This window comes from Corynebacterium jeikeium, assembly GCF_000738175.1.
GTDB classification, from domain to species: domain Bacteria; phylum Actinomycetota; class Actinomycetes; order Mycobacteriales; family Mycobacteriaceae; genus Corynebacterium; species Corynebacterium jeikeium_C.
Map to the genome: position 1 here is coordinate 42,668 of NZ_JFCH01000050.1, position 25,471 is coordinate 68,138.

At 61.5% G+C, this 25,471-nt stretch carries 17 protein-coding genes, 1 tRNA gene, 1 other RNA gene and 1 pseudogene; 12 read left to right on the top strand and 8 right to left on the bottom strand.

Going from position 1 to position 25,471, the window contains the following annotated elements; genetic code table 11:
- Window positions 1-60: 60 nt before the first annotated feature.
- Both hisN and JQ46_RS08040 read right to left on the bottom strand, forming a co-directional pair.
- Complete coding sequence (hisN, locus tag JQ46_RS08035) at window positions 61-927, bottom strand: histidinol-phosphatase (protein WP_034987068.1); 867 nt, start codon at window positions 925-927, stop codon at window positions 61-63.
- A 95-nt stretch (window positions 928-1,022) separates the two neighbouring features.
- Window positions 1,023-1,892, bottom strand: coding sequence for an inositol monophosphatase family protein (locus JQ46_RS08040; protein WP_034987071.1), 870 nt, complete (start codon window positions 1,890-1,892; stop codon window positions 1,023-1,025).
- A gap of 30 nt (window positions 1,893-1,922) precedes the next feature.
- Between JQ46_RS08040 and prfB the strand changes: the two genes are divergently transcribed.
- On the top strand, window positions 1,923-3,056 hold the full coding sequence (gene prfB, locus JQ46_RS08045) for a peptide chain release factor 2 (protein WP_034987074.1): 1,134 nt from the start codon (window positions 1,923-1,925) through the stop codon (window positions 3,054-3,056).
- Between the two features lie 89 nt (window positions 3,057-3,145).
- Here prfB and JQ46_RS08050 read toward each other — a convergent pair whose 3' ends face one another.
- On the bottom strand, window positions 3,146-6,622 hold the full coding sequence (locus tag JQ46_RS08050) for a bifunctional proline dehydrogenase/L-glutamate gamma-semialdehyde dehydrogenase (protein WP_034987077.1): 3,477 nt from the start codon (window positions 6,620-6,622) through the stop codon (window positions 3,146-3,148).
- A gap of 165 nt (window positions 6,623-6,787) precedes the next feature.
- A complete protein-coding gene (locus JQ46_RS08055) occupies window positions 6,788-8,410 on the bottom strand; it encodes an AbgT family transporter (protein WP_192817255.1) in 1,623 nt (540 codons plus the stop codon).
- A 175-nt stretch (window positions 8,411-8,585) separates the two neighbouring features.
- Between JQ46_RS08055 and ftsE the strand changes: the two genes are divergently transcribed.
- From ftsE to JQ46_RS08085, 7 genes are all read left to right on the top strand, one after another.
- The gene (gene ftsE / locus JQ46_RS08060) at window positions 8,586-9,275 is read left to right on the top strand and encodes a cell division ATP-binding protein FtsE (RefSeq protein WP_034964874.1); all 690 of its coding nucleotides are present in this window, start codon (window positions 8,586-8,588) and stop codon (window positions 9,273-9,275) included.
- A gap of 54 nt (window positions 9,276-9,329) precedes the next feature.
- Window positions 9,330-10,232, top strand: coding sequence for a permease-like cell division protein FtsX (gene ftsX, locus JQ46_RS08065; RefSeq protein ID WP_034987079.1), 903 nt, complete (start codon window positions 9,330-9,332; stop codon window positions 10,230-10,232).
- 85 nt (window positions 10,233-10,317) lie between these two features.
- On the top strand, window positions 10,318-10,872 hold the full coding sequence (gene smpB / locus JQ46_RS08070) for an SsrA-binding protein SmpB (protein WP_005294317.1): 555 nt from the start codon (window positions 10,318-10,320) through the stop codon (window positions 10,870-10,872).
- 64 nt (window positions 10,873-10,936) lie between these two features.
- A complete protein-coding gene (locus JQ46_RS08075; RefSeq protein ID WP_034987110.1) occupies window positions 10,937-11,911 on the top strand; it encodes a hypothetical protein in 975 nt (324 codons plus the stop codon).
- A gap of 67 nt (window positions 11,912-11,978) precedes the next feature.
- Window positions 11,979-12,361: a transfer-messenger RNA gene (gene ssrA / locus JQ46_RS11115) on the top strand.
- Window positions 12,362-12,468: 107 nt separating this feature from the next.
- Window positions 12,469-15,192: a DEAD/DEAH box helicase family protein gene (locus JQ46_RS08080; RefSeq protein ID WP_034987082.1), complete on the top strand. Its 2,724-nt coding sequence runs from the start codon at window positions 12,469-12,471 to the stop codon at window positions 15,190-15,192.
- A 23-nt stretch (window positions 15,193-15,215) separates the two neighbouring features.
- Window positions 15,216-16,571: a Na+/H+ antiporter family protein gene (locus JQ46_RS08085; RefSeq protein WP_034987085.1), complete on the top strand. Its 1,356-nt coding sequence runs from the start codon at window positions 15,216-15,218 to the stop codon at window positions 16,569-16,571.
- A 62-nt stretch (window positions 16,572-16,633) separates the two neighbouring features.
- Here the strand turns inward: JQ46_RS08085 and JQ46_RS08090 are convergent, their stop codons facing one another.
- Both JQ46_RS08090 and JQ46_RS08095 read right to left on the bottom strand, forming a co-directional pair.
- A complete protein-coding gene (locus tag JQ46_RS08090; protein ID WP_034987089.1) occupies window positions 16,634-18,181 on the bottom strand; it encodes a metallophosphoesterase in 1,548 nt (515 codons plus the stop codon).
- A 99-nt stretch (window positions 18,182-18,280) separates the two neighbouring features.
- Window positions 18,281-19,954 (bottom strand): AMP-binding protein, encoded by a 1,674-nt coding sequence (locus tag JQ46_RS08095; RefSeq protein ID WP_034987092.1) that lies wholly within the window; start codon window positions 19,952-19,954, stop codon window positions 18,281-18,283.
- Window positions 19,955-20,119: 165 nt separating this feature from the next.
- Here JQ46_RS08095 and JQ46_RS08100 point away from each other — a divergent pair, with 165 nt between their 5' ends.
- Entirely contained in the window at window positions 20,120-20,674 is a 555-nt protein-coding gene (locus JQ46_RS08100) for a lipoprotein LpqH (protein WP_192817256.1), read from the top strand.
- A 36-nt stretch (window positions 20,675-20,710) separates the two neighbouring features.
- Here the strand turns inward: JQ46_RS08100 and JQ46_RS08105 are convergent, their stop codons facing one another.
- On the bottom strand, window positions 20,711-22,156 hold the full coding sequence (locus tag JQ46_RS08105) for an alanine/glycine:cation symporter family protein (RefSeq protein ID WP_034987097.1): 1,446 nt from the start codon (window positions 22,154-22,156) through the stop codon (window positions 20,711-20,713).
- A gap of 217 nt (window positions 22,157-22,373) precedes the next feature.
- Here JQ46_RS08105 and pgm point away from each other — a divergent pair, with 217 nt between their 5' ends.
- From pgm to JQ46_RS08120, 3 genes are all read left to right on the top strand, one after another.
- Window positions 22,374-24,029 (top strand): phosphoglucomutase (alpha-D-glucose-1,6-bisphosphate-dependent), encoded by a 1,656-nt coding sequence (gene pgm, locus JQ46_RS08110; protein WP_034987100.1) that lies wholly within the window; start codon window positions 22,374-22,376, stop codon window positions 24,027-24,029.
- A 143-nt stretch (window positions 24,030-24,172) separates the two neighbouring features.
- The gene (locus tag JQ46_RS08115) at window positions 24,173-24,919 is read left to right on the top strand and encodes a DsbA family protein (RefSeq protein WP_034987101.1); all 747 of its coding nucleotides are present in this window, start codon (window positions 24,173-24,175) and stop codon (window positions 24,917-24,919) included.
- Between the two features lie 118 nt (window positions 24,920-25,037).
- Window positions 25,038-25,110: transfer RNA gene (locus JQ46_RS08120), tRNA-Ala, on the top strand.
- Window positions 25,111-25,219: 109 nt separating this feature from the next.
- Here the strand turns inward: JQ46_RS08120 and JQ46_RS08125 are convergent.
- Window positions 25,220-25,471: pseudogene (locus JQ46_RS08125) on the bottom strand (IS1249 family transposase); the annotation flags it as partial.

Sequence of the window (25,471 nt, forward strand, 5' to 3'; positions counted from 1 at the left end):
GCGCTAGGTCAGTGTGCTGAAGCTGCGGCGCGGGCAGCAGTTCGGTGCTAGGCCGGCGTGCTAGTCGAGGGCGCGGAGCGTGGCCTCGTGCAGCAGGCCGTTGGTGGCGACGGCAGATCCGCCGTGCGGGCCGTCCTGGCCGTCCAGGGAGGTGAAGCGCCCGCCGGCCTCAGTGATGATCGGCGCCAGCGCCGCCAGATCCCAGAGGCTTACTTCTGGCTCGGCGGCGATGTCCACCGCGCCCTCGGCGACCAGCATGTAGGACCAGAAGTCGCCGTATCCGCGCAGGCGCCACGCGGAATCCGTCAGGTTGATCAGCTGCTCGCGCTTGCCGCAGTCCGCCCAGCCGGATAGGGAGGAAATCGCAATCGAGGAGTCCGCGACCTGCGCGACCTTCGACACCTCCAGGCGGCGGGCACCCACCGACGGCACCCCGCCGTCGGCGTTGCCTGTGTCACCGCCGCTTCCGGAGGCGGCGGTGGCGACGCTCGCCGGGGTGTTAAACAGTCGCCATGCGCCGGATCCCTCGGCGGCCCACCAGCGGCGCCCCAGCGCGGGCGCGGAGACAACCCCCACTACGGGCTTGCCGTCCACGAGCAGGCTGATCAGCGTGGCCCACACGGGGACCCCACGCACGAAGTTCTTGGTGCCGTCGATGGGGTCGATGACCCACTGTCGCCCGGTGAAGGTGACGTCGCCGCCGAATTCCTCGCCCAGCAGTGCGTCCTCCGGGTGGTGTGCGGCGATGAGTTCCCGCAGTTCCTTCTCCACGGCGGTGTCCGCGTCGCTCACCGGCGTGAGGTCGGGTTTCGATTCAACGCTTAGGTCATTTGCCTCGAACCGCGCCATGGTGATCGCGTCAGCCGCATCAGCCAGCGACAGCGCCAGAGTCAGGTCATCTGCATAGGGGGAAACCGAGTCCGTCATGACACACATGATAACCCCGTGGCGCACGTAAAGCTACGGGAAGAATGTGGCTAGTGTGACTAGTGGGGCAAGGGGCGGGAGGTGCGGCCTTCTCGCTAGGCTTCACGCAGCGCCTTCACGGCCTGCTCTACCGCGTCGGGCGCCCCGGCAATGAACCAGGTGGTGCCGTCTTTTTCTTCCTTCTTAGCGACGCCCCCAGCGCCCTCCACCAAAGCACGCCCAGGCAGCCAGTCCCAGCTGGCCACGCTGTGCTGCATCCAGCAGCCGAGCTCGCCACCGGCCACGCAGGCTAGATCGATGGACGCAGACCCCAGCATGCGCAACGTGGCAAACTGCGTGCTTACGGCCTTCCAGCTGGTCAACCGGGTGGCGTCCGCGATGTCAGTGGGATGCAGGTAGCCGCCCAGGCAGGTCAGTTCCGCGGTGGTGTTCGGCAGGCTGATCTCGGCGGCGTCACGAGTAGTAGGAATATCCGGGCCACCAAACCACGTGTAGCCCATCGCCGGGCGATGAACGGCACCGAACAACAGGGCGTCCGGATCATCGGGGGAACCCTCGACCAGAGCCAGGGCCGAGCACCAATAATCCGAACCAGTAGTGAAGTTGTACGTGCCATCAACCGGGTCGATCACCCAGGTGCGACCGGACTTCGACTCCACGGCGGTGCCCTCCTCGCCCAACAGTCCATCCTCGGGGCGGATGGCGCGCAATGCGTCGGCGATGAACTTCTCGGCTGCGCGATCCGCAGCGGTCACGACATCGCTGACGGACGTCTTCTGCTCCGTATCCAGACCCGTCTGGCGCATACGCCATGCAAGTCGGCCCGCGTTATAGACCAATGCCTGAGCTAGGTGGTGGTCGGAATCGTCGACATGCGCCACGATGAACGTCTTGATGATCGCGTTCAGCATGTCCTCTGGGATCGGGGAAGAAGAATCAGAACCGTTAGTAGCCATACATTCCATTGTGCATGCCGCCGGGTAGACTTGCGCATTATGCAACCGGAAGTTTCTGCAGACCTAAGCGACCTGGACGGCACCCTTACCACCATCGAGAAGGTGCTGGACCTCGACGAGCTGGGCGACCGCGCCCGCGAGCTGGAGGAAAAGTCCGCCGATCCCTCACTGTGGGACGACCCGGACCACGCGCAGCAGGTGACTTCCGAACTCTCCCGCGTACAGGCGAAGCTGAAGAAGGTCACGGGGCTGCGCCAACGCCTAGATGACCTGCCGGTGCTTTACGACATGGCTGAGGAGGAAGCCGGGGACGACCCGGATGCCGCCCAGGAAGCCGTGCAGTTGGCCGACGCGGAGCGCGAGGAGCTGCGCCAGGAAATCGAATCGCTCGAGGTCACGACGATGCTGTCGGGGGAGTACGACGAGCGCGAAGCTGTGCTGAACATCCGCAGTGCCGCCGGTGGCGTGGATGCTGCCGACTGGGCAGAGATGCTGTTGCGCATGTACACCCGCTGGGCCGAGAAGGCCGGACACAAGGTGGAGGTCTACGACATCTCCTACGCCGAGGAAGCCGGCATTAAGTCCGCGACCATCGTCATCCACGGCGAATACATGTACGGCACCCTCTCCGTGGAGCAGGGAACCCACCGCCTGGTGCGCATTTCCCCCTTCGACAACCAGGGGCGGCGCCAGACCTCGTTTGCCGAGGTGGAGGTGCTGCCAGTGGTGGAGAAGACCGACCACATCGACATTGACGAAAACGACGTGCGCGTGGACGTCTACCGCTCCTCTGGCCCCGGCGGGCAGTCGGTGAACACCACCGACTCGGCGGTACGCCTGACCCACGTGCCCACCGGCATTGTGGTGACGTGCCAGAACGAAAAATCGCAGATTCAGAACAAGGCATCCGCCATGCGGGTGCTGCAGGCGAAGCTGCTGGAGCGTAAGCGTCAAGAAGAGCAGGCCGAGATGGACGCGCTAAAGGGCGACGGCTCTAACTCCTGGGGTAACCAGATGCGCAACTACGTACTGCACCCGTACCAAATGGTGAAGGACCTGCGCACGAACGTCGAGGTCAACGACCCCAGCAAGGTGCTGGATGGTGACCTCGACGGCTTCCTGGAGGCCGGCATCCGCTGGCGCATGGCGCAGCAGCAGGAAGCGCAGGCCTAGCGCGCCGAGCTGTACGCGAGCGCGCCGGGCCGCGACCGGGCTGGCGGCCGAGCCAGGGCTACGCGCCCGGCCAGGCTCAGCGCTGCGACTTAAGGCGTGAGGCCGTGGATGTAGCCGAAGCGGTGCTCCGTGGTGGAGATCGCCTGCTCGAGTAGCAGCGGCAGCAGCTCGCGGCGGCCATCGGGCAGTACATCCTGATCCAGGATCACGGAGCCGGACTTCGCAGCGGCCTCGTAGAACTCATCCGGGGCTTCGCCCAACGAGCGGACGCGCACGGACTGGGCGATGGCGATTTCCTCGGCAAAGTCGCGGTCGGAGGAAGTACGCATCTGCTCGCCGAGCTCGCCCCACTCGCGGGCAACCTCCGGGTTGGCGGAAATATCCAGCTCCGTGCCCGTAGCAGCAGAGGCCAGCTTTAGGCGCAGCAGGTCGCGCGGGTTGGCGCCCTCGGAAACGCGGACGCGCAGCGGCTCGAGCAGCGGCTTGTAGCGGAACACGTTGGACTCCACAACCAGGGCCGTCTTGTCGTGCTCAACGCCGAACTCGGTAGACATCGCGTAGGCATCCGACTCCGCAGCGCGGCGCAGCCACACGTGATCGTCCTTGGACAGGGCAGGGGAACCCAGGCCGCGGATCTCGCGCAGTAGCTGTGTGATGTGTGTTGGCAGGGTGCCCGCTGCCAGCTCGCTCAGGTCGCCCTCGGTCCACACGCCCTGCTGGGCGACGTAGTTCGGGCCACCGGCCTTCGCGCCGCTGCCCAGGGCGGAGTTCTTCCAGCCGCCGAAGGACTGACGCTGCACGATAGCGCCCGTGATCCCGCGCTCCACGTAGGCGTTGCCGACCTCCACGCGCTCGCGCCAGTAAGCGGTTTCTTCCACGTCGATGGTGTGGATGCCGCCAGTCAGGCCGAAGCCCGTGGAGTTTTGCCACTCGATGGCCTCGTCCAGGGTCTCTGCGTGCATGATGCCCGCCACCGGGCCGAAGCACTCGTGGGTGTGGAACCAGCTGCCCGGCTTCACGTTATCGCGCAGGCCAGGGGACCACAGGGTGCCTTCGTCATTGAGCTTGCGGGGCTTGACCAGCCACTTCTCGCCCTTCTCCAACTCGGTCAGGCCGCGCAGCAGCTTGTCGCCCGGCTCCTCGATCACGCCGTTCATAAAGGTGGAGATGTCGGAGCCCGGGCCGACCTTCATGGAACGCACCGCATCGACCAGCTGGTTGATGAAGCGCTTGGACTTGCCGATCGAACCGACGGTGATGATCAGCGAGGCGGCAGAGCACTTCTGGCCCGCGTGGCCATACGCAGACTTGAAGATATCCGCCACCGCCAGATCCGGGTCCGCCGCCGGGGTGACGATGATCGCGTTCTTGCCGGAGGTCTCCGCGTTAATGACCATGCGCGGCTTCCAGCCGCGGAACAGCTTCGCGGTCTCGGAAGCGCCGGTCAGGATCACGGACTCGACATCCGGGTGGCTCACCAGGCGCTTGCCGGCTTCGGCCTCGTCGGCGTTGACCAGCTGTACCAGGTCCTCGGAAATGCCAGCCTCACGCAGAATTTCCATGAAGACCTCTGCGATGCGCAGTACCTGCGGCGCGGGCTTGATGATCGCGCAGGAACCGGCAGCCAGCGCGGCGAAAATGCCGCCTAGTGGGATGGCGATAGGGAAGTTCCACGGCGGGGTAATCACCACAGACTTGTACGGGGTGAACACCGAGCCGCGCACGTGGTCCAGCTGGCGGGCACTCTCTGCGTAGTAGCGGGCGAAGTCGATGGCCTCGGAAACCTCGGGGTCGGTCTCGGCGACGGTTTTACCCGCCTCGAACACTGCAGCCGAGATCAGCTTCGAACGATTGTTGGCCAGGGCATCTGCCGCCTGGTCCAACAGCTCTGCACGCTCCCAACCGGTCTTCTGCGACCACTGTGCGGAAGCCTCGCGGCAACGGGCGACGGCGGCGTCAATAACCGCAGGGTCAGTAACCTCCGGGGTCTGGGCGGGGCCAGGATCGCTCGACGGATCGACGATCTGCAGTGCCCATTCGCGGTTGGCGGGCAGCGTCGGGTCGGTGTCGGGCTCGTTGACGAAGTTGCCGGGCAGGCCGTCGGACTGGCAGCCCTTCTTCTCGGCCTCTTCCTCTAGGCGGTTCTGGGTTCGACGCGAACCGGCGAAGGTCTCCCAGCGGTCGCGCACGGAGTTGCGGAAGCGCAGCTCCTGACCCTGCATCGGGGTCATGCCGGTGACGTCGGTCTCGTCGTCCTCCGGGGTGAACAGTGCATAGAGGAAGTTCTGCTTCGCACCGTTTTCCTCCAGGCGGCGCACCAGGTAGCTGATGGCTACGTCGAAGTCTTCCTTCTTGACCACCGGGGTGTACAGGATCATATTGCCCGTGACTTCGCGCACGGCCGCGGACTGTGCGGGGGACATGCCTTGCAGCATCTCAGCGTCCAGCTGGTGCTCCACGTTGCGGGCGACGGACAGCTCGTGGGCGAGCGCCAGGTGGTACAGGTTGTGCGAGGCCACGCCGATGCGCAGGTTATCTGCGTGCTCGGGCTGCAGTACCCAATCCAGCAGGCGGATGTAGTTGGCGTCCACCTCCGCCTTCGTCAGGTAGGGAGCCTGCGGCCAGTCGTGAACCTCAGAATCCACGCGCTCCATGGAGAGGTTGGCGCCTTTCACCAGGCGCACCTTGATCTTGGCCCCGCCCTTGGCACGGCGTTGCGCGGCGAACTCCGCCAGCTCCTTTAGCGCGTCGAAGGTGTCGGGCAGGTAAGCCTGCAGAACGATGCCGGCCTCCAGGCTCTGGAACTCTTCCTCGTCCAGTAGCTCGGTGAACAGCTTAAGGGTCAGGTGGAGGTCCTTGTACTCCTCCATGTCCAGGTTGATGAAGGGGTGAGGGTCGCGCTTCATAGCCTGGCGGTACAGCGGGCGCAGGCGATCCTTCAGGCGTTCGATGGAGCCCTCGAAATCCCAGTGGTTCAGCTGGCTGACCACGGAGGAGGCCTTGACGGAAACGTAGTCCACCCGTGGGTTCTTCAGCAGGTCGAGGGTGTTATCCAGGCGGCGTTGCGCCTCAGCCTCGCCGAGCACGGCCTCGCCCAGCAGGTTGAGGTTCAGCTGGAAGCCCTTTTCGCGGTAGTCGTCCAGCATGCGGTCCAGCGCCTTGGATTCCGCATCCAGCACCAGGTGGCCAACGGTGGCGCGCAGGTAGGAGCGCGCGATCGGCATGACGATATTCGGCAGCAGCGGGGCCGCGATAGAACCGGCGGTAACCAGGATGGAATCGACCAGGCTCATGAACCCCGGCACCGGCTCGGTGCGCTTAAACGGGTTGGCGATCTTGGCGAACTCCTTGGCCGAAACGTGGTTGTCCTCGGGGCGGGCCACGCGGTCAACGAAGGCGAAGGTGAATTCCACGCCGTCGGGATCGTGCACCATGTCTGCCAACTGCTTCGTGGAAGCAGAGGTCTCTTCGATCTCGAGCCACTGCTCGGCGCGGTGGATGGCCTTGGTGACTACCGCTTCGACATCGGAGCTATTGGGTAAAGGAGTATTAGCCTGGCTGTTCAACGCCGACCTCAATTCTTAGATCCTTGGCCAAGGCGCAATGTGGAACCCTGGCCAAGCGGTGTGCAGGGTACATTTTCCACACTAACGATAAGGCTTGGGCAGGGCTACCACGGGGGCTGAACCTGTGCTGTGCGCCAGCCCAGAACCAGCGCTGGGGCTAGGGCGCTACGGCGCCGGGTAGTCCATCGGGGTGCCGGGGCCGAGTGGCAGGCCGATCATCCACCAGAGGGCGAAGAATAGGAACCAGCCAACCAGCATGGCGACGGAGTACGGCAGCGCCAGCGACATCAGCGTTCCGATGCCCGCCTTCTTGTAGTAGCGCTGCAGGAAGGTCAGAGCCAGGGCGAAGTACGGGCTCATCGGGGTGATGATGTTCGAGGGAGAGTCGCCGATACGGAACAGCATCTGGGTGACTTCGGGGGAGAACCCGACGTACATGAACATCGGCACGACGATCGGTGCCATCAGCGCCCACTGGGCGGAACCAGAAGTGATGAAGAGGTTCACCAGCGCCACCAGGATCACGAAGGCGCCGAAAAGCAGCAGCGGTGGAAGATCGGCCTTCTGTAGAAGCTCTGCGCCCTTAATGGCGGTCCACGCGCCCAGGTTGGATGCCTTGAACCAGGCCAGGAACTGGGAGACGGCGAAAAATAGCACCATCATTGGCAGCAGGGTCTTCAAACCGCGCGCCATGAACTCCGGAACGTCGCTGGCCTTCGTGATGGACTTGATGCCCAGACCGTAAACCAGGCCGAGGATCAGGAAGGCAGCGCCGATGGGTACGGCTACTGCGGTGATCAGCGGGCTGGACATCACTTCGCCGCCTTCGCCTTGAAGCGGCGATCCTGGCACGAACAGCAGCGCGAAGTAGATGGCTGTCATGATTACGGCGACGATAGCGGTGGTCCCTAGTGCGCGCGCCTCGTCAACATCGAGTTTCAGTGCAGCGGTGATCTTTTCCTGCGGTACGTCTCCGGCGAGCTCGTCATCGCCGTCGCGGCCAGTGTTGAAGGTGACCTCCGAGTAGTCGATCTCGTCGTGGTCAACAAGGTCTAGGGCGCGCTTTTTCATGTACAGCTCCGTCACCGCCGTGATGATCAGCGCCAGCACGGCCGCGCTGACGGCTACGAAGAAGTAGTTAGCCAGCGGAGAGACGAAGTACTCGTCGTCCACGATCTGAGCCGCCGAGGTAGAGATGCCACCCAGCAGCACGTCGGTGATGTTTAGGATCAGCGAGGAGTTAAACCCAGCTGAGGATGCGGCAAAGGCCACCATCGCGCCGACGATCGGGGAGCGACCCACTGCGCGGAAAGACACTGCGCCCAGCGGAATGAGGATCACGTACACCGCATCGGAGGCCACAGAGCCCGTCACACCTGCCAGGGCCACAACAAAGGTCAGAAGTGTCGGCCCGACCCTAGAGACGGTTGCGCGCACCACCGCGCTAATCAGGCCGGAGTGCTCTGCCACGGCCACACCCAGCATGACTGTAATAATCAGACCCAGCGGTGGGAAGGTCACGTAGTTGTCCACCACGCCCGAAAGGATCTCCTTGAGCCCCTCGGAGCTCAGCAGGTTGACGATCTCTACCTTCTTGCCGTCTTCTGGGTTCGTGGCGCTGAGGCCAAGCTTGTTGAAGATGAAGCTGGAAACAAGGACTAGCCCGCCGAGTATGACGAAGAGCCAAAACGGGTCGGGGAGTTTGTTGCCGACTTTCTCGATGAATCCGAGGAAGCCCCCGGGCTGATTGCTCTTTGTAGTCTCTTCTTTGCTCTTCGTGTCGCTCATGGGCTTTTCTCTTCTTGACGCCTAACTCTTCAATCGGGTTGGGTTGCGACTTTACATTCTGGGGTGCCTCGAGACAGGAGAAGCCCAAAACCAACCAAGGCACAAGAAGTTGCAAAAGTAACAACAGTCACTTTGGACTATCTTTGCCTCACTGGTTTCGCTACACTGTGTGCTCGTGATCACCTTCGAAAACGTAACCAAGAGCTATCTGTCTTCCGGGCGGCCGGCCCTGGACAACATCACCCTGGACATCGAAAAGGGCGAGTTCGTCTTCCTTATCGGCCCCTCCGGCTCCGGTAAGTCCACGTTTCTGCAGCTCATTCTGCGCGAGGAAAAGCTAGATTCGGGGGACTTGCACGTCGCCGGCTACCACGTAAACAAGATTAAGGGGCGGGATGTGCCGAAGCTGCGCCAGCGCATTGGCTATGTCTTCCAGGACTTCCGCCTGCTGCCGAAGAAGACTGTCTTCGACAACGTTGCCTTCGCCCTCGAGGTCATCGGCAAGAAGCGCGCGGAAATTCAGCACTTGGTGCCTGCGGCGTTGAAGACCGTTGGTCTCGACGGAAAGGAAAACCGCTTCCCGCACGAACTGTCGGGTGGCGAACAACAGCGCGTGGCGATCGCGCGGGCGTCCGTAAATAAGCCTTTGGTCCTGCTGGCGGACGAGCCGACAGGCAACCTGGACCCCGATACTTCATCAGAGATCATGATGTTGCTCAACCGCATTAACCAGAACGGTACGACCGTGGTGATGTCCACCCACGACGACGTGGCGGTGGACTCCATGCGTAAGCGCGTGATCGAGCTGTCGAAGGGCAAGCTTGTGCGCGATGACGAGCTCGGTATGTACGGCGTGGGCCACTAAAGCGGAACTGCAAGGGAACAGTACGGATCAGTAGGGAACAGTAGGGAAACATTAATGAAGACCAACTTTGTGTTCCGCGAGGCGTTTTCGGGCCTGCGCCGCAACATGACGATGACGATCGCGATGATCATCACCACCTCCATCGCGCTGGCGCTGCTGGCCACCGGCTTTCTGCTGAGCGCGATGACGGAGCGGACGAAGGACATCTACTTCGACCGCATCGAGGTAATGGTGCAGCTCGACGACGAAATTTCGGGCTCCGACCCAACGTGTGCCTCCCCGGAGTGCTCCGAGATTAAGCAGCAGCTGGAGGGCGACGAGGCGGTGAAGTCCGTGACCTTCCGTAACAAGGAGCAGTCCTACGAGCGTTTCGTGGAGCTGTTCGGCGACTCTGACCCGCAACTGGTGGAGCAGACGGAGAAAGATGCGCTGCCCGCCGCCTTCCACGTGCGCCTGGCCGATCCGGAGAACTCCGCGCCCATCGACGCGCTGCGGGATAATCCGGCCGTGACGAACATCGTGGATCAGGGCGACAATCTGGAGGCCGCGATGCGCAACCTGGACTCCATCCGCAACGCTTCCTTTATCGTTGCCGCGGTGCAGGCCATCGCTGCAATCTTCCTGATCATGAACATGGTGCAGATCACCGCCTACTCGCGCCGCAGTGAGATCAGTATTATGCGCATGGTTGGTGCCTCACGCTGGTATACCCAGGCTCCGTTCGTCCTGGAGGCCATGATGGCCGCCCTGATCGGTGCGGTGCTGGCGGTGGGCGGCATGTTCGCCGCGAAGATCCTGGTGGTAGACCGCGCTCTGAAGGCCGTGTACGACCAGCAGCTGGTGGCGCGCGTGACGAACAGCGACCTGTGGCTGGCCGCGCCGTTTGTGGTGCTGGTCGGCGTGGTCGTGGCAGCTATCACCGCGCAGGTCACCTTGCGCTGGTATGTGAAGAACTAGCACTGCGCCCTCGCTAAGCCAGCGCTGGTTAGCGCGCTTAAGTATTTTCGCTCGGGGGAGCGCCCGGTGGTAGTGTGTGGCTGTCATGGCAGCAAAAAAGAGCACTCCCACCGATTCGGGGAAATCGAAGGGGAAAAAGAACAAGGCCCAGAAGGGCACAGGTCAGAAGGGGACTGGCCAGATCGTCGTTGCCACCAACCGCAAGGCGCGCCACGATTACCACATCATCGATACCTACGAGTGCGGTGTGGTGCTGGTGGGTACGGAAGTTAAATCTTTGCGGGAGGGCAAGGCTTCTCTTGTTGACGCCTACGCCACCATTGATGAAGGTGAAGTCTGGCTGCGCGGACTTCATATCCCGGAGTACTCCATGGGGCACTGGACGAACCACAGCCCCCGCCGTACCCGCAAGCTGCTGCTGCACCGCCGGGAGATCGACTCGCTTATGGGCAAGGTTCGCGACGGAAACAACACTTTGGTTCCGCTGCAGCTGTACTTCGTTGCCGGCAAGTTGAAGGTCGAGCTGGCGCTGGCGCGCGGTAAGCAGGAATACGACAAGCGCCAGGACATCAAACGCCGTACAGAAGAGCGTGAGATCACGCGCGAGATGGGTCGGCGAATCAAGGGGATCCAGGGCTAGGGTGCGGTAACACATAGGGGACCTCTATTGAACGGGGGTTTGTGCTTTGATACTTTTCGGGCGTGTGAAAAATGACGACGTCGAGCATTGGTCCCTTAAGCATCCCGAGTTCGGGCTGCTTGAGCTCTTTATCGGCGAGCCGGATGCACTGCGGAGAATCGACCCGGACTTCCCCGCGTCCGATAAGAAAACTGACGCGGAAAACAGTGCCGCGCCGGAGGCGGAAGAGGTAACTGAAGATGCCGCGGGGGACGAGGGGGCGTCCACAAAAGAAGACAGCGAGAAGTCCCACAAGAAGCTGGCAGAGAAACTAGACGACCTCGATAGGGATCGGCAGTTGCTTGTGCGTCGCGACGGGGTAACGATCGCAAGGTACAAGAGCCTCGAGAATCAAAAGATTGACCTGGGTAAAAGCGAGACGACCGTTAAGGCTGGAAAATATGGCGGTGAGATGACGCTCAGCGCGCCGTACCTGGGGTGGACCTCGAACTTCCTCGATAGCTGGATGATCGAGGTCAAGGTAAAGGACGACGAAGGGGTGGTGGTCTTCGATCCGCCAGAAGGCTCGCGGGCGGCGAGGCGCTGGGAGGCGATGGAGGAGTCGCCGTTCAAGCGCTGGTTCTACCCGCTGATTACCGGGCTGGGGAAAGGCGGTTGGGCGCTGGCAGTGATCGTGCTGGGGCCGTTGGTTTCCAAGTTGATTGCATGGCTATTGAGCTTCCTGCCGGACTGGGACATCAATATTCCTTGGCCGGACATCAACTTGCCATCGATCCCGTGGCCGGAGATCAACTTGCCGTCGATTCCGTGGCCGGACATTAATCTGCCGTCGATTCCTTGGCCGGACTGGCACATGCCCGAATGGATGGAGCCGATTATGCGCGTGGTGGAATTCATGGCGGATTACAGCAAGGTATGGGTGCCAGTGGTGATTGGCATTGCGGTCGGCCTGATGGCGGTGAAGAACAACAAAAAATCCAAGGAACGCAAGGCGAAGTGGCAAGAGGACCAGGCAGACAGTGAGCAGACGGATTCTTGAATTAGCGCCACACGCGGGTGTAAGGTTAGATTTCCTGTTGTACGAGCGTTTCCGCAGCAGGAATCACGGGGTTGATTTGGTTTCGACTTTGTGCATTGAGCCAGGGGAAGCGTGCCGGTGAAGGCAGACGACCACCGATTTCAAGCGTCGCTGCGAATTTATAAGCGCCGAGAACACTCAGCGCGACTACGCCCTCGCTGCCTAATTACAGCGACCGCGTGTCTGTCAGCCCGGGTATGTCCCTGACCCGGTAGCTGGCATCGACTTAAGGGACTTGCCGCACGGCTTTGTTGCTTGGGCCGTGTGGGACACCTTTCGAGCAACTGGGCCCATCATCCAGGCTGGTTCGTGAGCGCTGGAGGGCCGAGCAGAGGTCACGTGCGAACTGCGCACGGAGAAGCCCTGGCGAGGTCGCAAAGGACCCGGGTTCAATTCCCGGCAACTCCACCAAAAGCAGTACCCCAGCTCAGAAATGAGCTGGGGTTTCTCTGTGTCTGAACCTGGAGGTGGCGTTAAGCCTCCTCATGCGTAACACCTGATCGGTTAGACTTGCCCGCATGGTAGCGCCCGAGACACAACAGCAACCCAGCTGGCGCTTTGCCGGGACCTTCCGGCCGTATCAGCAGCGCATCCTCGAACGCTTCGGTGACCTGAAGCAGGATCACCGCATCCACATTGTCGCCGCTCCCGGGTCAGGCAAAACGATTCTCGGACTGGAACTCATCTGCCGCCTCGGCCAACCAGCCCTGATCCTGGCTCCCACCATCACCATCCGCGACCAGTGGATCGACCGTTTCGCGGTGCACTTTCAACACAACGACACATCGAACCCGCGGGAATGGTGTTCCACCTCGCTACACAACCCAGCCTTCCTCACGGTCATCACCTACCAGGCGCTGTACTCCGCATATACTCAGGCGCTCGACGAGGAAACGGGAGAGGACTTCGCGGACCTCGACATTCTCGAAGCGGTTCGCGACATCGGAACGGTGTGCCTCGACGAAGCGCACCATCTGCGCTCCCAGTGGCACCGCGCCCTGACAGCCTTCATGGATCAGTTGGGTCGCCGAAAAGCAGTGCTCAACACCATCGCGCTCACGGCCACTCCGCCTTATGATTCCACCCCCAGCGAATGGCAGCGCTACGAACAGCTATGCGGCCCTATCGACGAGGAGATCTTCGCCCCGGAACTCGTGGCCGCCGGTAACCTGTGCCCGCATCAGGACTACGTCTACGTTACAAAGCCCAGTCGGGAAGAAGAACAGGAAATCGCCGAGCTGCGTCGGCGTGGCAACGAAGTGCTAATGGACCTGCAACGGCAGGGCATCTTGGCGCAACTGGCAGAGGACCTCGGCCAACTCACGGACGAACAGCTGCAGATTGCCCTCGACGACGAAGAGAATCTCTACGCCCTTAAAATCCTTCTCGCTGCTGCTGGGCACCCGATAGCGCCGCATATCCAGGCGATACTCAGCGAAAAGCGCCCGGAACTCTCCGGCGAGCTGGGGCTTCAGTTCGTCATCGACCACCCCGACTTCTTCCGCGCCAGCCCGACGGTGACCTCCTCTCTGCGGGCCAACAACCTGCTCAACAAAGGGAAGATTTCCGTCACGGGAGAGAAGAAGGTCAATCGGATCCTCACCCACTCCGCGGGCAAGATCCGCGCCGTCGGTGACATTGCCGAAGAAGAAGTCTCCGCGATGTCCGAAAATCTGCGCATGGTGATCCTCGCGGATTACGTTCAGCGGGATTACCTGTCCAGCGTGGGCAGTGACGATGCCCTGGTCCACCTGGGCGTCATCCCCATTTTCGAAGCACTGCGACGGCGCGTAGGCGGCACCACAAAAATCGCCGCCATCAGCGGCTCGGTGGTCGTCATCCCGCGCTCGGCGCTGGATCGGGTGAAGCGCTTCGCGGCGCACCTCGACGGGGAAGTCGCCTCCGCCAAGGACCTCAATGACGAGTATGTGGAGGTGCGCTTTTCCGGCGGCACGAGGGTGTCTGTGCCCGCCATTACCCGCGCCTTCCAGGAGGGATTGTTCACGATCCTGGTGGGCACCGCCGCCTTGCTGGGGGAGGGGTGGGATTCGCCCTGCGCCAACGCGCTCATCATCGCCAGCTCCGTGCGCGCGTTTATGCTGACGAACCAGATGCGCGGCCGGGTGATCCGGGTAGATCCCACCGTTCCTGATAAGACCGCGAATATCTGGCACATCGCAACGTGCGAACCGAGCCAAGGTGCCGGGCGCGGGACGTGGCTCGACCAGGTGGCACAGAGCGGGGCACAGGCGCTAAACATCGGCGCGGGGGAGTCCCTGGACGTGCTGGGCTCACACGACGTGCGCTCGCTGCAGAAGCGCTTCGAGGCTTTCGTCGCGCCGCGCGCCGATGCGCCGGTGATCGAGAACGGTTTCGACCGCTGCTTCGCTGAGCCACCCCTGCGCGCCTATCGCAGCATCGATGCCGCCAACGAACAGATGCTGGCACGGGCCTTCCGTCGGGACCTAATGCGCAACCAGTGGCTAGAAGCCCTAGACATGGGGAATGTGCCGGATGGCCAGCCCTACGAGATGCAGTTCCACATCGACGTTGAAAAGCCCGCATCGGCCGGGGTGGTGCCTTACCTGGACGTTATTTTGGGCTACATCTTCTTCCTCGCGGTCATGTTCGGGCTGGCGGTGGGGCGCGTCCTGCCGCACCTCCCTGTCGGGGGACAGTGGCTGGCTTTCGGGGTGCTCGCACTGCTCGGCGGTGCGGCGGCCTTGCTGCGCGCGCGGAAGGTCCAGCAGCTGACGGATACCACCAAGCGCCTGAAAGCCGAGGCCACGGCTCTGGTGCGCACGCTGAGCGCCCTCGGAATGATCGAAACCCGCAACCTCATGGCCATCGTCGACGAAGGCGCCATCGGCGCGAATGTACGCCTGTCCGGCGGAACCTTCGCCGAAAGGAAGCTTTTTGCGGACGCCATGACTCAGTTGTCTGGGGAGGTCCGCAACGCGCGCTACCTCATTGCGCCCGCGCATCAGGTTCGCATCCGTGGAATCTTTTGTGCCCAGTCGGTGCCGGACGTGCTCGGTACGCGCCGGGAGAACGTGGATGAGTTCTTGCGCCAACTCCAGCGCGTGGGCCTGCCGATGCGTGCGGTGTACACCCGCAGCCAGGAGGGCCGGGAGTTCCTCTTGCAGGCGCGCAAGCTCAGCGGAACCAACATTGCAGCTCGCTTGGCTAGCCAGACGCGGCGCTACGAGAAGCAGTCACCGTTGGAATTTCCTATTGTCTGACTCCTCACACTATTCTAAGGTGCATGAATGCAGTCCTAGTCGCCGTCGTCGTCATGCTGGCCCTCGCCCTGCTTCGGGTGCATGTGGTTCTGGCGCTTTTCATCGGAGCCATCGTCGGTGGTCTCCTCAGCGGCCTTGGCCTTGATGCCACGATGGTGGCCTTCCAGGAAGGCCTCTCCGGCGGCGCGAAAATCGCGCTGAGCTATGCCCTGCTCGGTGCATTTGCGATGGCCGTCGCCAGCGCGGGACTACCCAAGCTTCTGGCGGACTCCCTACTGGGGAAACTGGGCGTCACTAACGAAGAAACAAAGAGCCGCGCCGTCGCCGCAACGAAATGGTTGATGCTGGCCGGCATCCTCGCTATGGCTGTGATGAGTCAGAACCTCATCCCCGTGCACATCGCGTTTATTCCGCTGATCATTCCTCCGCTACTGAGCGTCTTCAACAAACTGCAGCTGGACCGCCGCGCGGTCACCTGTATTTTGACGTTCGGCCTGATCACCACATACATGTGGATCCCGCTGGGCTTCGGATCGATCTTCCTGAACGACATCCTGCTGGGCAACATCGACAACGCGGGTATGAGCACCGATGGCATCAACGTGATGCAGGCGATGGGCATTCCGGCGCTGGGTATGTTCTGTGGTTTGCTGATCGCGGTCTTCATCACCTATCGCAAGCCACGTGAGTACGAAGAACGCCCGATTGTGGAGGTCGAGACCGACCCGGCCGGTGAGGTTTCCCGCTACAAGATCGTCGTCTCCGTCATTGCGATCATCGCCACCTTTGCCGTGCAGGTTGTAATGCAGTCGATGGACATGGAGGCCGATTCGCTGCTGATCGGCGCCCTGGTGGGCTTGACGATATTCATGGGCACCGGTGCGGTGGATTGGAGGAAGGCCGACGATGTCTTCACCGCTGGTATGCGCATGATGGCCCTGATCGGCTTCATTATGATCACCGCCCAGGGCTTCGCCGCGGTTATGCAGGCCACTGGCGAGGTCGAGAGCCTGGTCAACACTTCCGCTGAATTGTTCGCGGGTAACAAGGCCGCCGCCGCCCTGGTGATGCTGTTGGTTGGCCTGGTGGTCACCATGGGCATTGGTTCGAGCTTCTCCACCCTGCCGATCGTTGCAACGATCTACGTGCCCCTGTGTGCCTCGATGGGCTTCTCGCCGCTCGCCACTGTAGCGATTGTGGGTACTGCGGGTGCTCTTGGTGACGCCGGTTCCCCGGCCTCCGACTCGACCCTAGGCCCCACGTCGGGTCTGAACGCGGATGGCCAGCACGACCACATCCGGGATTCCGTGATCCCGACGTTCCTGCACTTTAATATTCCGCTGCTGATCGCCGGCTGGATCGCGGCGATGGTTCTGTAGCTGCTAGAACTCACCAGCAGGTAGGGCGCTGGTATATTAGGGGGCATCAAAGGGGAGGGGCGCTAATAGCGCACCACCAGGTTGCGTGCGTCCGTTGGCCCCAGCAGGATCTCCGGTGCCAAGCCGAAGTTGGTCCAGCGGGTACGGCTGGCCCAGTCCAGGGCTTCCTCTCCCATGTTGTGGCGGAAGTTCACCGCAATGCCGTCGGAGTAGAAGCGCAGCTGGGTGGCTCCGGTGGGCCAGTTCTTCGCCGCGGGGGTTTCCAGGAATACCGCGTGGGTATCGACGTCCGGCTTATCTCGGTGCGCACGGTGAGTGTGGCCCGCCAGCACCAGCTTCACGCCCGGCGCCGCCTGAATCATCTTCTGCAGTCTGATCAGATCCGGGTCACGCAGAATAAAAGCAGGTCCGGCAGCGTTCGACCAGCCGGCCTCGCGCGTCATGGGGTGGTGCAGCATCAGCACGGTTGGTTTGTTCGGATCGCGGCGCAAGAAGCCTTCGATCTGACGAAACTGCTGTGGCTCGATCCGCCCGCCAGACTTATCTAGCTCCGTGGAATCAATGCCGATTACGCGCACGCCTGCGGGCTCTAGATCCATCATCCAGGCCTGCTGTCGCGGCTCGAAGACGTCACCGAATGGGTCGAAGTGCTCTTTGCCGTAGGGGGTGGCGGTTTCGTAACCGGAGGAGTCGTCGGCTTTGTGCGGCCGGTCGTGATTGCCGCGGGTTACGCGCCAGGTGCCGGAGAACGTATCCAGCATTTCCTTGGCACGTCGCACCTCGGCCGGGCGAGCTTCACTTGTTACATCACCATTGACAAACAGGTGCGTAGCGCCGCAATCCTCGGCCGTCTTAATGACCGCATCCAGGCACACCTCCGGGTAGGGTGCGGATTTCGGGTTGGGCACCGCCGGCGGTGGAAAGCCATCGAACCACAGGCCATCCTGGGCCTCACCCATGTGCACATCGTTCGCCACGACCACGGTCTGCAGTACCTCGCCGGACAATTTAGGCAAGGTAGTGAACTCTTTCTTCTTCTCCTGGAAGTAGTTGTGAGTCGCGTTGGCTTCGATGCCGTGGGAGGAAGCGCTGAAGTGATACTTGGTTTCCGGCTGTAGGCCTTCGATAGTCATGATGTGGAAGAAGGTGTTCTTCTCCGAGCGCACGACCTTCGTATCCTGCGGGTTATCTTCCGGCCATACGCGCAGCGTGCCTTCGGTAGGCATACCCACGGGGCGCTCAGCGATGCTCACCTTTGCGTCCCACGTCAACCAGCTAATCGTCACTGAATCCTCCGTAACAGTGACTACCTGCAGGTCACCGGCAAGGAAAGCGCCGTTGGGGCCGGTGCCCTTGTGGCCCATAACCCAGCCGGTCTCGGAGCTGCCGATGTTGCTTGGGGTGAAGCTCGCCGACCCGGCCAAGCTTGGAGTATTAGCGGATCCCAGGGCTGAACTCCCAGCCAACCCACTGCCCGCCAGGCCGGAGCCGCCCGTGCCCGGTGCCGCACCGGCCTTCGCAAGCGGCCCTACCACGAAGGCTGCGGAACCGGCGCTGAAACCCAGCGCTTTGAAGAATCGGCGTCGAGAAAAAATACCTTTACTACCCATGAAGGCAAAGGGTAAAAGGTGTGCGTGACCAGCAACCAGCCTAAAAGCAGCGGGTAGGGAAAGGCCGGGCAAATACTGGGTTAACGGCTAAGGCCGTACCTAGTTAATCTTCTGCTCGTGGCCTGCCCACGCTTCCTCACGCAGTTCGTTCTTGCGAACCTTGCCTGTGGAGGTTCGGGGCAGTTCGTCGAGAATGCGCACGTCACGCGGAACCTTGTAGCCGGCGATGTGCGCACGACAGTAGGCGATCACGGCTTCTTCCAAGGCGGACTCGTCTCCGCCGCGGGCCTCCGGGCGAAGGGTTACGTAGGCGCGTGGACGCTCGCCCCATTTCTCATCTGGTACGCCGATGACCGCACAGTCGGAGACATCGGGGTGGCTGATAACGGCCTGCTCGACCTCGATGGTGGAGATGTTTTCGCCGCCGGAAACCACCACGTCCTTGGCTCGGTCCATCAGCTGGATGTAGCCGTTGGGGTGCATTACTCCGAGGTCGCCGGTGTGGAACCAGCCGCCACGGAAGGCATGCGCGGTGGCTTCCTCGTCCTTGAAATATCCAGCCATAATGCCATTGCCGGTCAGGATGATCTCGCCCAGCGTCGCACCGTCGGCGGGCACGTCCACCAGCGCTTCGTCTAGGTGTTCGGTCGGCTCGATCACGCGGACGTCTTCGTTGGTGATGGACGCCACGCCCTGGCGCGCCTTCAGAACCGCACGGCGGCGAACCGTCATGTCCGCCCATTCGGGCTGTGCCTCGCAGACGGTGAACGGCCCGTAGCTCTCGGTCAGGCCGTACACGTGGGTAACCTCCACGCCGATGTTCTCGCAACGGGTGATGGTCGTTGGGCTCGGTGGTGCGCCCGCGGTGGTGACGCGCAGGTTCGTCACACGGCGCTTGTTCTCGTCATCTACCAGCGTGTTGAGCACGGCTGGGGCGCCGCACATGGCAGTCACACCTTCGGTGCGGATTAGTTCCCACATCTCTGGGCCGCGCACCGCGCGCAGCGCCACCTGGGTTGCGCTGACAGCCATCGCCGCCCAGCCTGTGCACCAGCCGGAGCAGTGGAACATCGGCAGCGTCCACAGGTACACGGTGTCGTGGCTGAAATGCTGCGTGTGCGCCTGCCCCAGCGCGTTCAGGTAAGCGCCGCGGTGGGTGTAGATCACGCCCTTCGGCTTTCCGGTGGTGCCGGAGGTGTAGTTGATCGCAATGGTCTCATTCTCGTCGTGCACGCGGTAGGGCAGTGGCTCTTCGTCGCGGTGTCCGGCTAGGTAGTCGCTAAATGTTGTTACTAGTGACGCCCCCTGCGTGTCAGTTTCCCCGTTGTCAACCGGGGGCTCTACGCCTTCCTTGTCGGCGATGTACACGGCTCGGCGCAGGTTTCGCTCACTGCTGGCGAGGATGGGGTCGATCAGTTCCTTCTCGCCAACCAGAACGTCGATGGAGGAGTGGTCGAGGATGTAGTTAACTTCCTTGGGTGCCAGGCGGGTGTTGATCGGCACCGTCACCGCATTCGCCAGCGGCACGGCGAATTGAGCCAGCAGGGCCTCGTAGCTATTGGCAGCGAGAATGCCCACGCGGTCGCCTTCGGCTACTTGGTCGGCGATGAGGGCGTGGGCGAAGGCCTGAGCGTCTTCATTGAACTCTGCGAAGGTGATGCGCCGTGGTCCGTCGACTGCGGCGATCTTGTTGGGGTGAACCTGTGCGGAGCGTTGCAAGAAGCGCAGAGGAGTGAGTGGAGCGTTTAAGCCGTGCTGCGATGCGAAAGTCATGCTCGCGACTGTAACCCAGATCACTAAACCCTGTGTGAGGTTTGTGGAAAATGAATTTTGCTACGGTGGGGCACGATGAGGTATTTAAGATTCGCTAAGAAAACGACGAGTCCACAGATCGCTTGTTCCACTTCGCGCATCGCTCGCCGCAGCGCCACAGTAGTAATGGCGGCTGCGCTGGGTATGTCAGCTGCTGCCTGTGCGTCTGATGATTCCGGCGACGACTCTGCAGAGAAGGAGACCGTGATCACCACGGTGCAGGAAAGTGCTGAGGCTTCCGAAGCTACTGATTCTTCTGATTCTTCTGATTCTTCTGGGGAGTCGGAGCAGCCCCGCGATACTCAGGATGCCCCCGCAGAGGGAGGCACGGGCAGTAGGCTCCACAGGATCACCGTCGATGGCAAGGAAGTGGATACCAAGCTGTTCTCCCCGGTGCGTTGCGAACTGGATGAGGACGACGGACGCGAAGTGCTAGAGGTCGACTTCGGCAAGGACGATGACGACCGTAACGAGCTGGATATCGATATCCATACCGACCAGCCAGTTCTAGAGTCCCTGGACTTCGAATACAAAGGTGTCGAATATGAGATCGATGACGACCATGCCGCCTCGGCCACGGTGAAGCGCCAAGGCGGCAACTATGTCGTCGAAGGCACCCCGATGGAGGACGATTCGAACCGTACGATCGCCCTCACCGTGGAGTTCACCTGCGCCAACTAGTGGCGGCGTTATAGCCCGCTGGTTATAGCGTGTTGGTTACAGTGCGCTGCGCCAGGGGTTCTTGATATCCACCAGGAACTTCTCCACATCCTCCGGGCGTGCCCGCAGGGTCGGGTCGAAGTCCAAGTAGGCCTTAGTCTCCCGGGCGATGAGCCCGGAGAGAATCAGCATGCCCACCAGGTTCGGCAGCGCCATCAGGCCGTTGGCAATGTCCGCGAAGGTCCAGGCCAGGCCGATCTCCGTGGTGGCACCGACGAAAACCACACACGTAAACAGCATGCGGTAGGGCAGGGAAGCCCAGGATCCAAAGGCACGCTCAGCGTTTCGCTCGCCATAGTAGGACCATCCCAGGATCGTGGAGAAAGCGAAGAACACGATGGAGAGGGAGACGATGGTGCCGCCCCACTCCGAGCCGATGCCCTTGCTAAAAGCCTGAGCCGTCATGTTGGCCGCATTATCCTCGCCTGTATCCCACACGCCGGTGGTGATGATCACCAGGCCGGTCATGGTCACCACGATGATCGTGTCGATAAACGTCTGAGTCATAGAGACCAAGCCCTGGCGCACAGGGTGGGTGGTCTTCGCCGCAGCAGCTGCAATTGCGGCCGATCCCATGCCGGACTCGTTGGAGAAAATGCCGCGGGCCACACCCATCTGCATGGCCAGCATGATGCCCGAGCCTACGAATCCACCGGTGGCAGAGGTCCCCGTGAAGGCGTCATTAAAGATAAGCCCCAGAGCATTCGGGATGTCGCCTGCGTGCAAAGCCAGCACTACGATGCCGCCGCCGATGTAGATAAGAATCATCAGCGGAACAAAGGCCGAGGTCACCCTGCCGATGGAGCTAATGCCGCCGAGGAGAACCGCTCCGACCAGCACGAACATTACCGCGCCGGTGACGGTGGGGCTGACGTCGAACGTGTCCTCCAGACCCGCGGCAACGGCATTCCCCTGCGTCAGGTTGCCGATGCCGAAGGAAGCGATGATGGCTGCGATGGTGAAAAACCACGCCAGGAACGTGCCCAGCCCACCCGGAATGCCTCCCGAAAGGTAGCGCTGTGGGCCACCGGAGACGTTGCCCTTGGAATCGGCCACGCGGAAGCGTACACCCAGGAAAGCCTCCGAGTACTTAGAGGCCATACCCACCAAGCCGGTGATCCACATCCAGAACAGCGCGCCGGGGCCACCGATGGAAATTGCGGTTGCCACACCCACAATGTTGCCCACGCCGACAGTTGCGGCCAGCGCAGTGGTGAGCGCCTGATACTGAGTGATATCGCCTTCGCCGCCCTCGTCGTTCCTGTCGATAAGCCCGTGGCGCAGGGCTACGAACAACTTGCGGAACTGCACGCCACCCAGGCGGATCGTTAGCCATAGGCCGGTGAACAGCAATAGGGGGATCAGGAGCCACTGGCTCCAGATGAACTGGTCGATCTTGTCCAGAGTGTTCTGGAGGGATTCGGCGAAGGAAACGTCTTGCATGGACTACAGAGGTTACGCCTGTAAAGAAGTGTGGAAGAAGGGTTTAGACAAATTCGTTGAGGCTGTTTACAAATGCCGGGCAGCGGCGAGGAGTGGCGACAAGCGAGGGGGCGGGGTGGAAGAGCGCGGGGACAGCGCTGAAAAACCCGCCGGAATCGGGCACGATAAATGGTGAGTAGCAAGAAAATGCTTTCAGGCACCGACCGAAGGAATCATTATGCACCCACGTGCTGGCCAGCCCGCCACCCCCGACGACCTCACCGACATTCCCGCCCTGCTGGAGGCATACTCCGCCACGGTCCCGAACCTGGCTGATCCGGGCCAGCGCGTGAGCTTCGGGACCTCCGGCCACCGCGGTAGTGCCTTCGACGGTGCCTTTAACGAAGCGCACATCCTGGCAACCACCCAGGCCATCGTCGATTACCGCCGCGGGCAGGGGATCAACGGCCCGGTTTTCATTGGCCGCGACCCGCACGCGCTGTCCGAGCCCGCCGAAGCCACCGCGCTGGAGGTGCTGGCTGGTAACCGCGTGACGGTCAAGGTGGACCAGGAACGCGGCTTTGTGCCCACCCCGTCTGTCAGCTTCGCGATCCTGGAGTACAACAAGCAGCTGCCCGGTGGGCCGGAAGGCAACGATGCTGGTCGCGCCGACGGTATTGTCGTTACTCCCTCTCACAACCCGCCACGTGACGGCGGCTTCAAATACAACCCGCCGACCGGTGGGCCTGCGGATACCGACGCCACCAGTTGGATCGCCCGCCGTGCCAACGAATACCTGGACGCAAACCTCGCTGGCGTACTGCGTTCCACTTCCACCGAACTAGTGGAGAGCCATAACTACCTGGGCAACTACGTGGCCGCTCTGCCGGAGGTTATCGACATCGAGGCTATCCGCAACGCAGGCGTGCGCATCGGCGCCGATCCCATGGGTGGTGCCTCCGTGGCGTATTGGGAGCGTATCGCTGATGTGCACGGCCTCGATCTCACGGTCGTTAACCCCACCATCGATCCCGCCTTCGGTTTCATGACCTTGGACTCTGACGGCAAGATCCGCATGGATTGCTCTTCGCCGTCCGCGATGGCCTCGCTGGTCGATTCTGTCGCAGGCGCTGGCGGGTCTTCCTATGACATCGCTACTGGTAATGACGCCGACTCCGACCGCCACGGAATCGTCACCCCAGACGCAGGCCTGATGAACCCAAATCACTACCTTGCCGTGGCCATCGAATACCTCTTTAGTCACCGTGAGAACTGGCCGCAAGAGGCCGCCGTGGGCAAGACCCTGGTGAGCTCCTCGATGATTGACCGCGTTGTGGCTCGTATGGGACGCAACCTGATGGAGGTTCCGGTCGGGTTCAAGTGGTTCGTGCCGGGGCTGGTCAATGGATCCGTGGGCTTTGGCGGAGAAGAATCCGCAGGTGCTTCCTTTCTACGTCGCAACGGGCAGGTCTGGTCCACTGATAAGGACGGCATCATCGCTGACCTGTTGGCGTCCGAAATTAAGGCAACGACCGGCAAGAGCCCTTCAGAGCGTTATCGGGAGCTGGCCGAGGAACTAGGCGCGCCGCAGTACAAGCGCATCGATGCCCCGGCCAACCGTGAGCAGAAGGAGCGTCTGAAGAAGCTCAGCGCCAACGACGTAGAAGCAACCGAATTGGCGGGGGAGAAGATCGAGTCGATCTTGACGGAGGCTCCAGGCAACGGCGCGGCTATTGGGGGAGTGAAGGTGACCACTGAAAACGCTTGGTTTGCCGCCCGCCCAAGCGGTACGGAGGACAAGTACAAGATTTATGCTGAGTCCTTTAACGGTGCCGACCACCTGGAGAAGGTGCTGGAGGAGGCGCAGGTTGTCGTGGATGGCGTGCTGGGCTAGACCCACAACATTGGGGCGGCCTCTTCCCTGGGGCAATCGCTGCAGGTTTGCGTAAAATCACGGGGTCGATTCAGTGTTTTGCCAGACTCTTGCGATACCCTCATGCGCAGTAGACACGTCACCATTTCGGAAAGGAACACTCGGTGAGCCAAAAGATTAAGGCCCCTAATGCATCTAAAGGGGGCAACGGCTTCCTGTGGGGAATCATTGCAATTCTCGTCATTGCAGCTGTAGCCATTGGTTTCATTGTGTACAACAACCAGAAGCACAAGGTCGATAACATCAGCCTGCCGAACGACGAGGTAAAGGTGAAGATGACGGCCAAGGACAGCATCGTCACCCTGGAAGCAGAGAATGCAGGCGACAACGTGCCGACCGTCGAGGTCTTCGAGGATTTCAGCTGCCACTACTGCGCGCAGCTGGAGACTGCCTCTAGCGACGATGTGAAGAAGGCACTGGAAGACGGCAAGGTGAAGGTGGAGTTCCGCTTCCTGAACTTCCTGGATCGTGGCGACGAGTCCGGTCCTTCCACCCGTGGTGCGGCTGTCGCCTGGGCAGTGGCAAAGACTGGTGACGTGGATGCGTTTTGGAACCTTCACCGCCTGATGATGGAAGAGCAGTCCACCGTTACCCGTCAGTGGGAGTGGGACGATCTGGCTAACGCTGCAGACAAGATGGGCGTCGACGGCGGCGTGGTTGACAAGATTCGTGACAAGTCCGTTAAGGACGAGGGGGCGAAGATCTCCCGCGAGAATGACAAGGAAGTCGAAAAGCGAGAGGGTGACGTCTCCTCGCCATTGCTGTACAAGAATGGCAAGCGCTTCGACCCGCCGATGAATCCGGATGAGACTCTGGGCTCCTGGGTTCCGAATGTGCTGGAAGGCAAATAGCGCTCAAGCGATTGCTACCCCAGCGCAACCAGGCGATTTGGAGAAGTTAATTCCAGTGTTGTAGCTTTAACACCGTTCGCTTCACAGGGATTTAGAAGTAAATCGCCTGGTAGGCAGCGGGGCTATGGCGCAGCTGGTAGCGCACCACACTGGCAGTGTGGGGGTCACGGGTTCGAATCCCGTTAGCTCCACTGGATTCCAACCCCCGGTCTTCACCGACCGGGGGTTTTGTTGTATCTGTCACCGCTGGAAAAGGGGGGTTAAGTAAAGAAAAGTGTGTCTTTTCCGGGCGTGTTGCGGTTATTTGATCCAGCCTTTTTGGATGCCGAGGTTGTGTTGGTAGCTGGTGTCGATGGCGGTGTCGTATTCTGCTGGTGCACCGATGTCATTGGTAGTGGCTGTGGTGTTGTGGGTGATCAGGTCTGTTGCTGTGGAAAGTGCGTCTTGACCCCATCGTTGGTCCCTGGCGATCTTGACCGGATCGTCAGGGACTTCTGTATGTAGATACAGCCACCAATCCATCACTGTGCGTTGATGCGGTAGTGATAGTCC

Excerpts from the sequence above, each read along its gene's own strand:
- ftsX (WP_034987079.1), top strand. The coding sequence starts at position 9,330 with ATGAAGACCAACTTTGTGTTCCGCGAGGCGTTTTCGGGCCTGCGCCGC.
- JQ46_RS08080 (WP_034987082.1), top strand. The coding sequence starts at position 12,469 with ATGGTAGCGCCCGAGACACAACAGCAACCCAGCTGGCGCTTTGCCGGG.
- JQ46_RS08100 (WP_192817256.1), top strand. The coding sequence starts at position 20,120 with ATGGCGGCTGCGCTGGGTATGTCAGCTGCTGCCTGTGCGTCTGATGAT.
- JQ46_RS08085 (WP_034987085.1), top strand. The coding sequence starts at position 15,216 with ATGAATGCAGTCCTAGTCGCCGTCGTCGTCATGCTGGCCCTCGCCCTG.
- JQ46_RS08090 (WP_034987089.1), bottom strand. The coding sequence starts at position 18,181 with ATGGGTAGTAAAGGTATTTTTTCTCGACGCCGATTCTTCAAAGCGCTG.
- JQ46_RS08040 (WP_034987071.1), bottom strand. The coding sequence starts at position 1,892 with ATGGAATGTATGGCTACTAACGGTTCTGATTCTTCTTCCCCGATCCCA.
- pgm (WP_034987100.1), top strand. The coding sequence starts at position 22,374 with ATGCACCCACGTGCTGGCCAGCCCGCCACCCCCGACGACCTCACCGAC.
- JQ46_RS08055 (WP_192817255.1), bottom strand. The coding sequence starts at position 8,410 with ATGAGCGACACGAAGAGCAAAGAAGAGACTACAAAGAGCAATCAGCCC.
- JQ46_RS08105 (WP_034987097.1), bottom strand. The coding sequence starts at position 22,156 with ATGCAAGACGTTTCCTTCGCCGAATCCCTCCAGAACACTCTGGACAAG.
- prfB (WP_034987074.1), top strand. The coding sequence starts at position 1,923 with ATGCAACCGGAAGTTTCTGCAGACCTAAGCGACCTGGACGGCACCCTT.
- smpB (WP_005294317.1), top strand. The coding sequence starts at position 10,318 with ATGGCAGCAAAAAAGAGCACTCCCACCGATTCGGGGAAATCGAAGGGG.
- JQ46_RS08095 (WP_034987092.1), bottom strand. The coding sequence starts at position 19,954 with ATGACTTTCGCATCGCAGCACGGCTTAAACGCTCCACTCACTCCTCTG.
- hisN (WP_034987068.1), bottom strand. The coding sequence starts at position 927 with ATGACGGACTCGGTTTCCCCCTATGCAGATGACCTGACTCTGGCGCTG.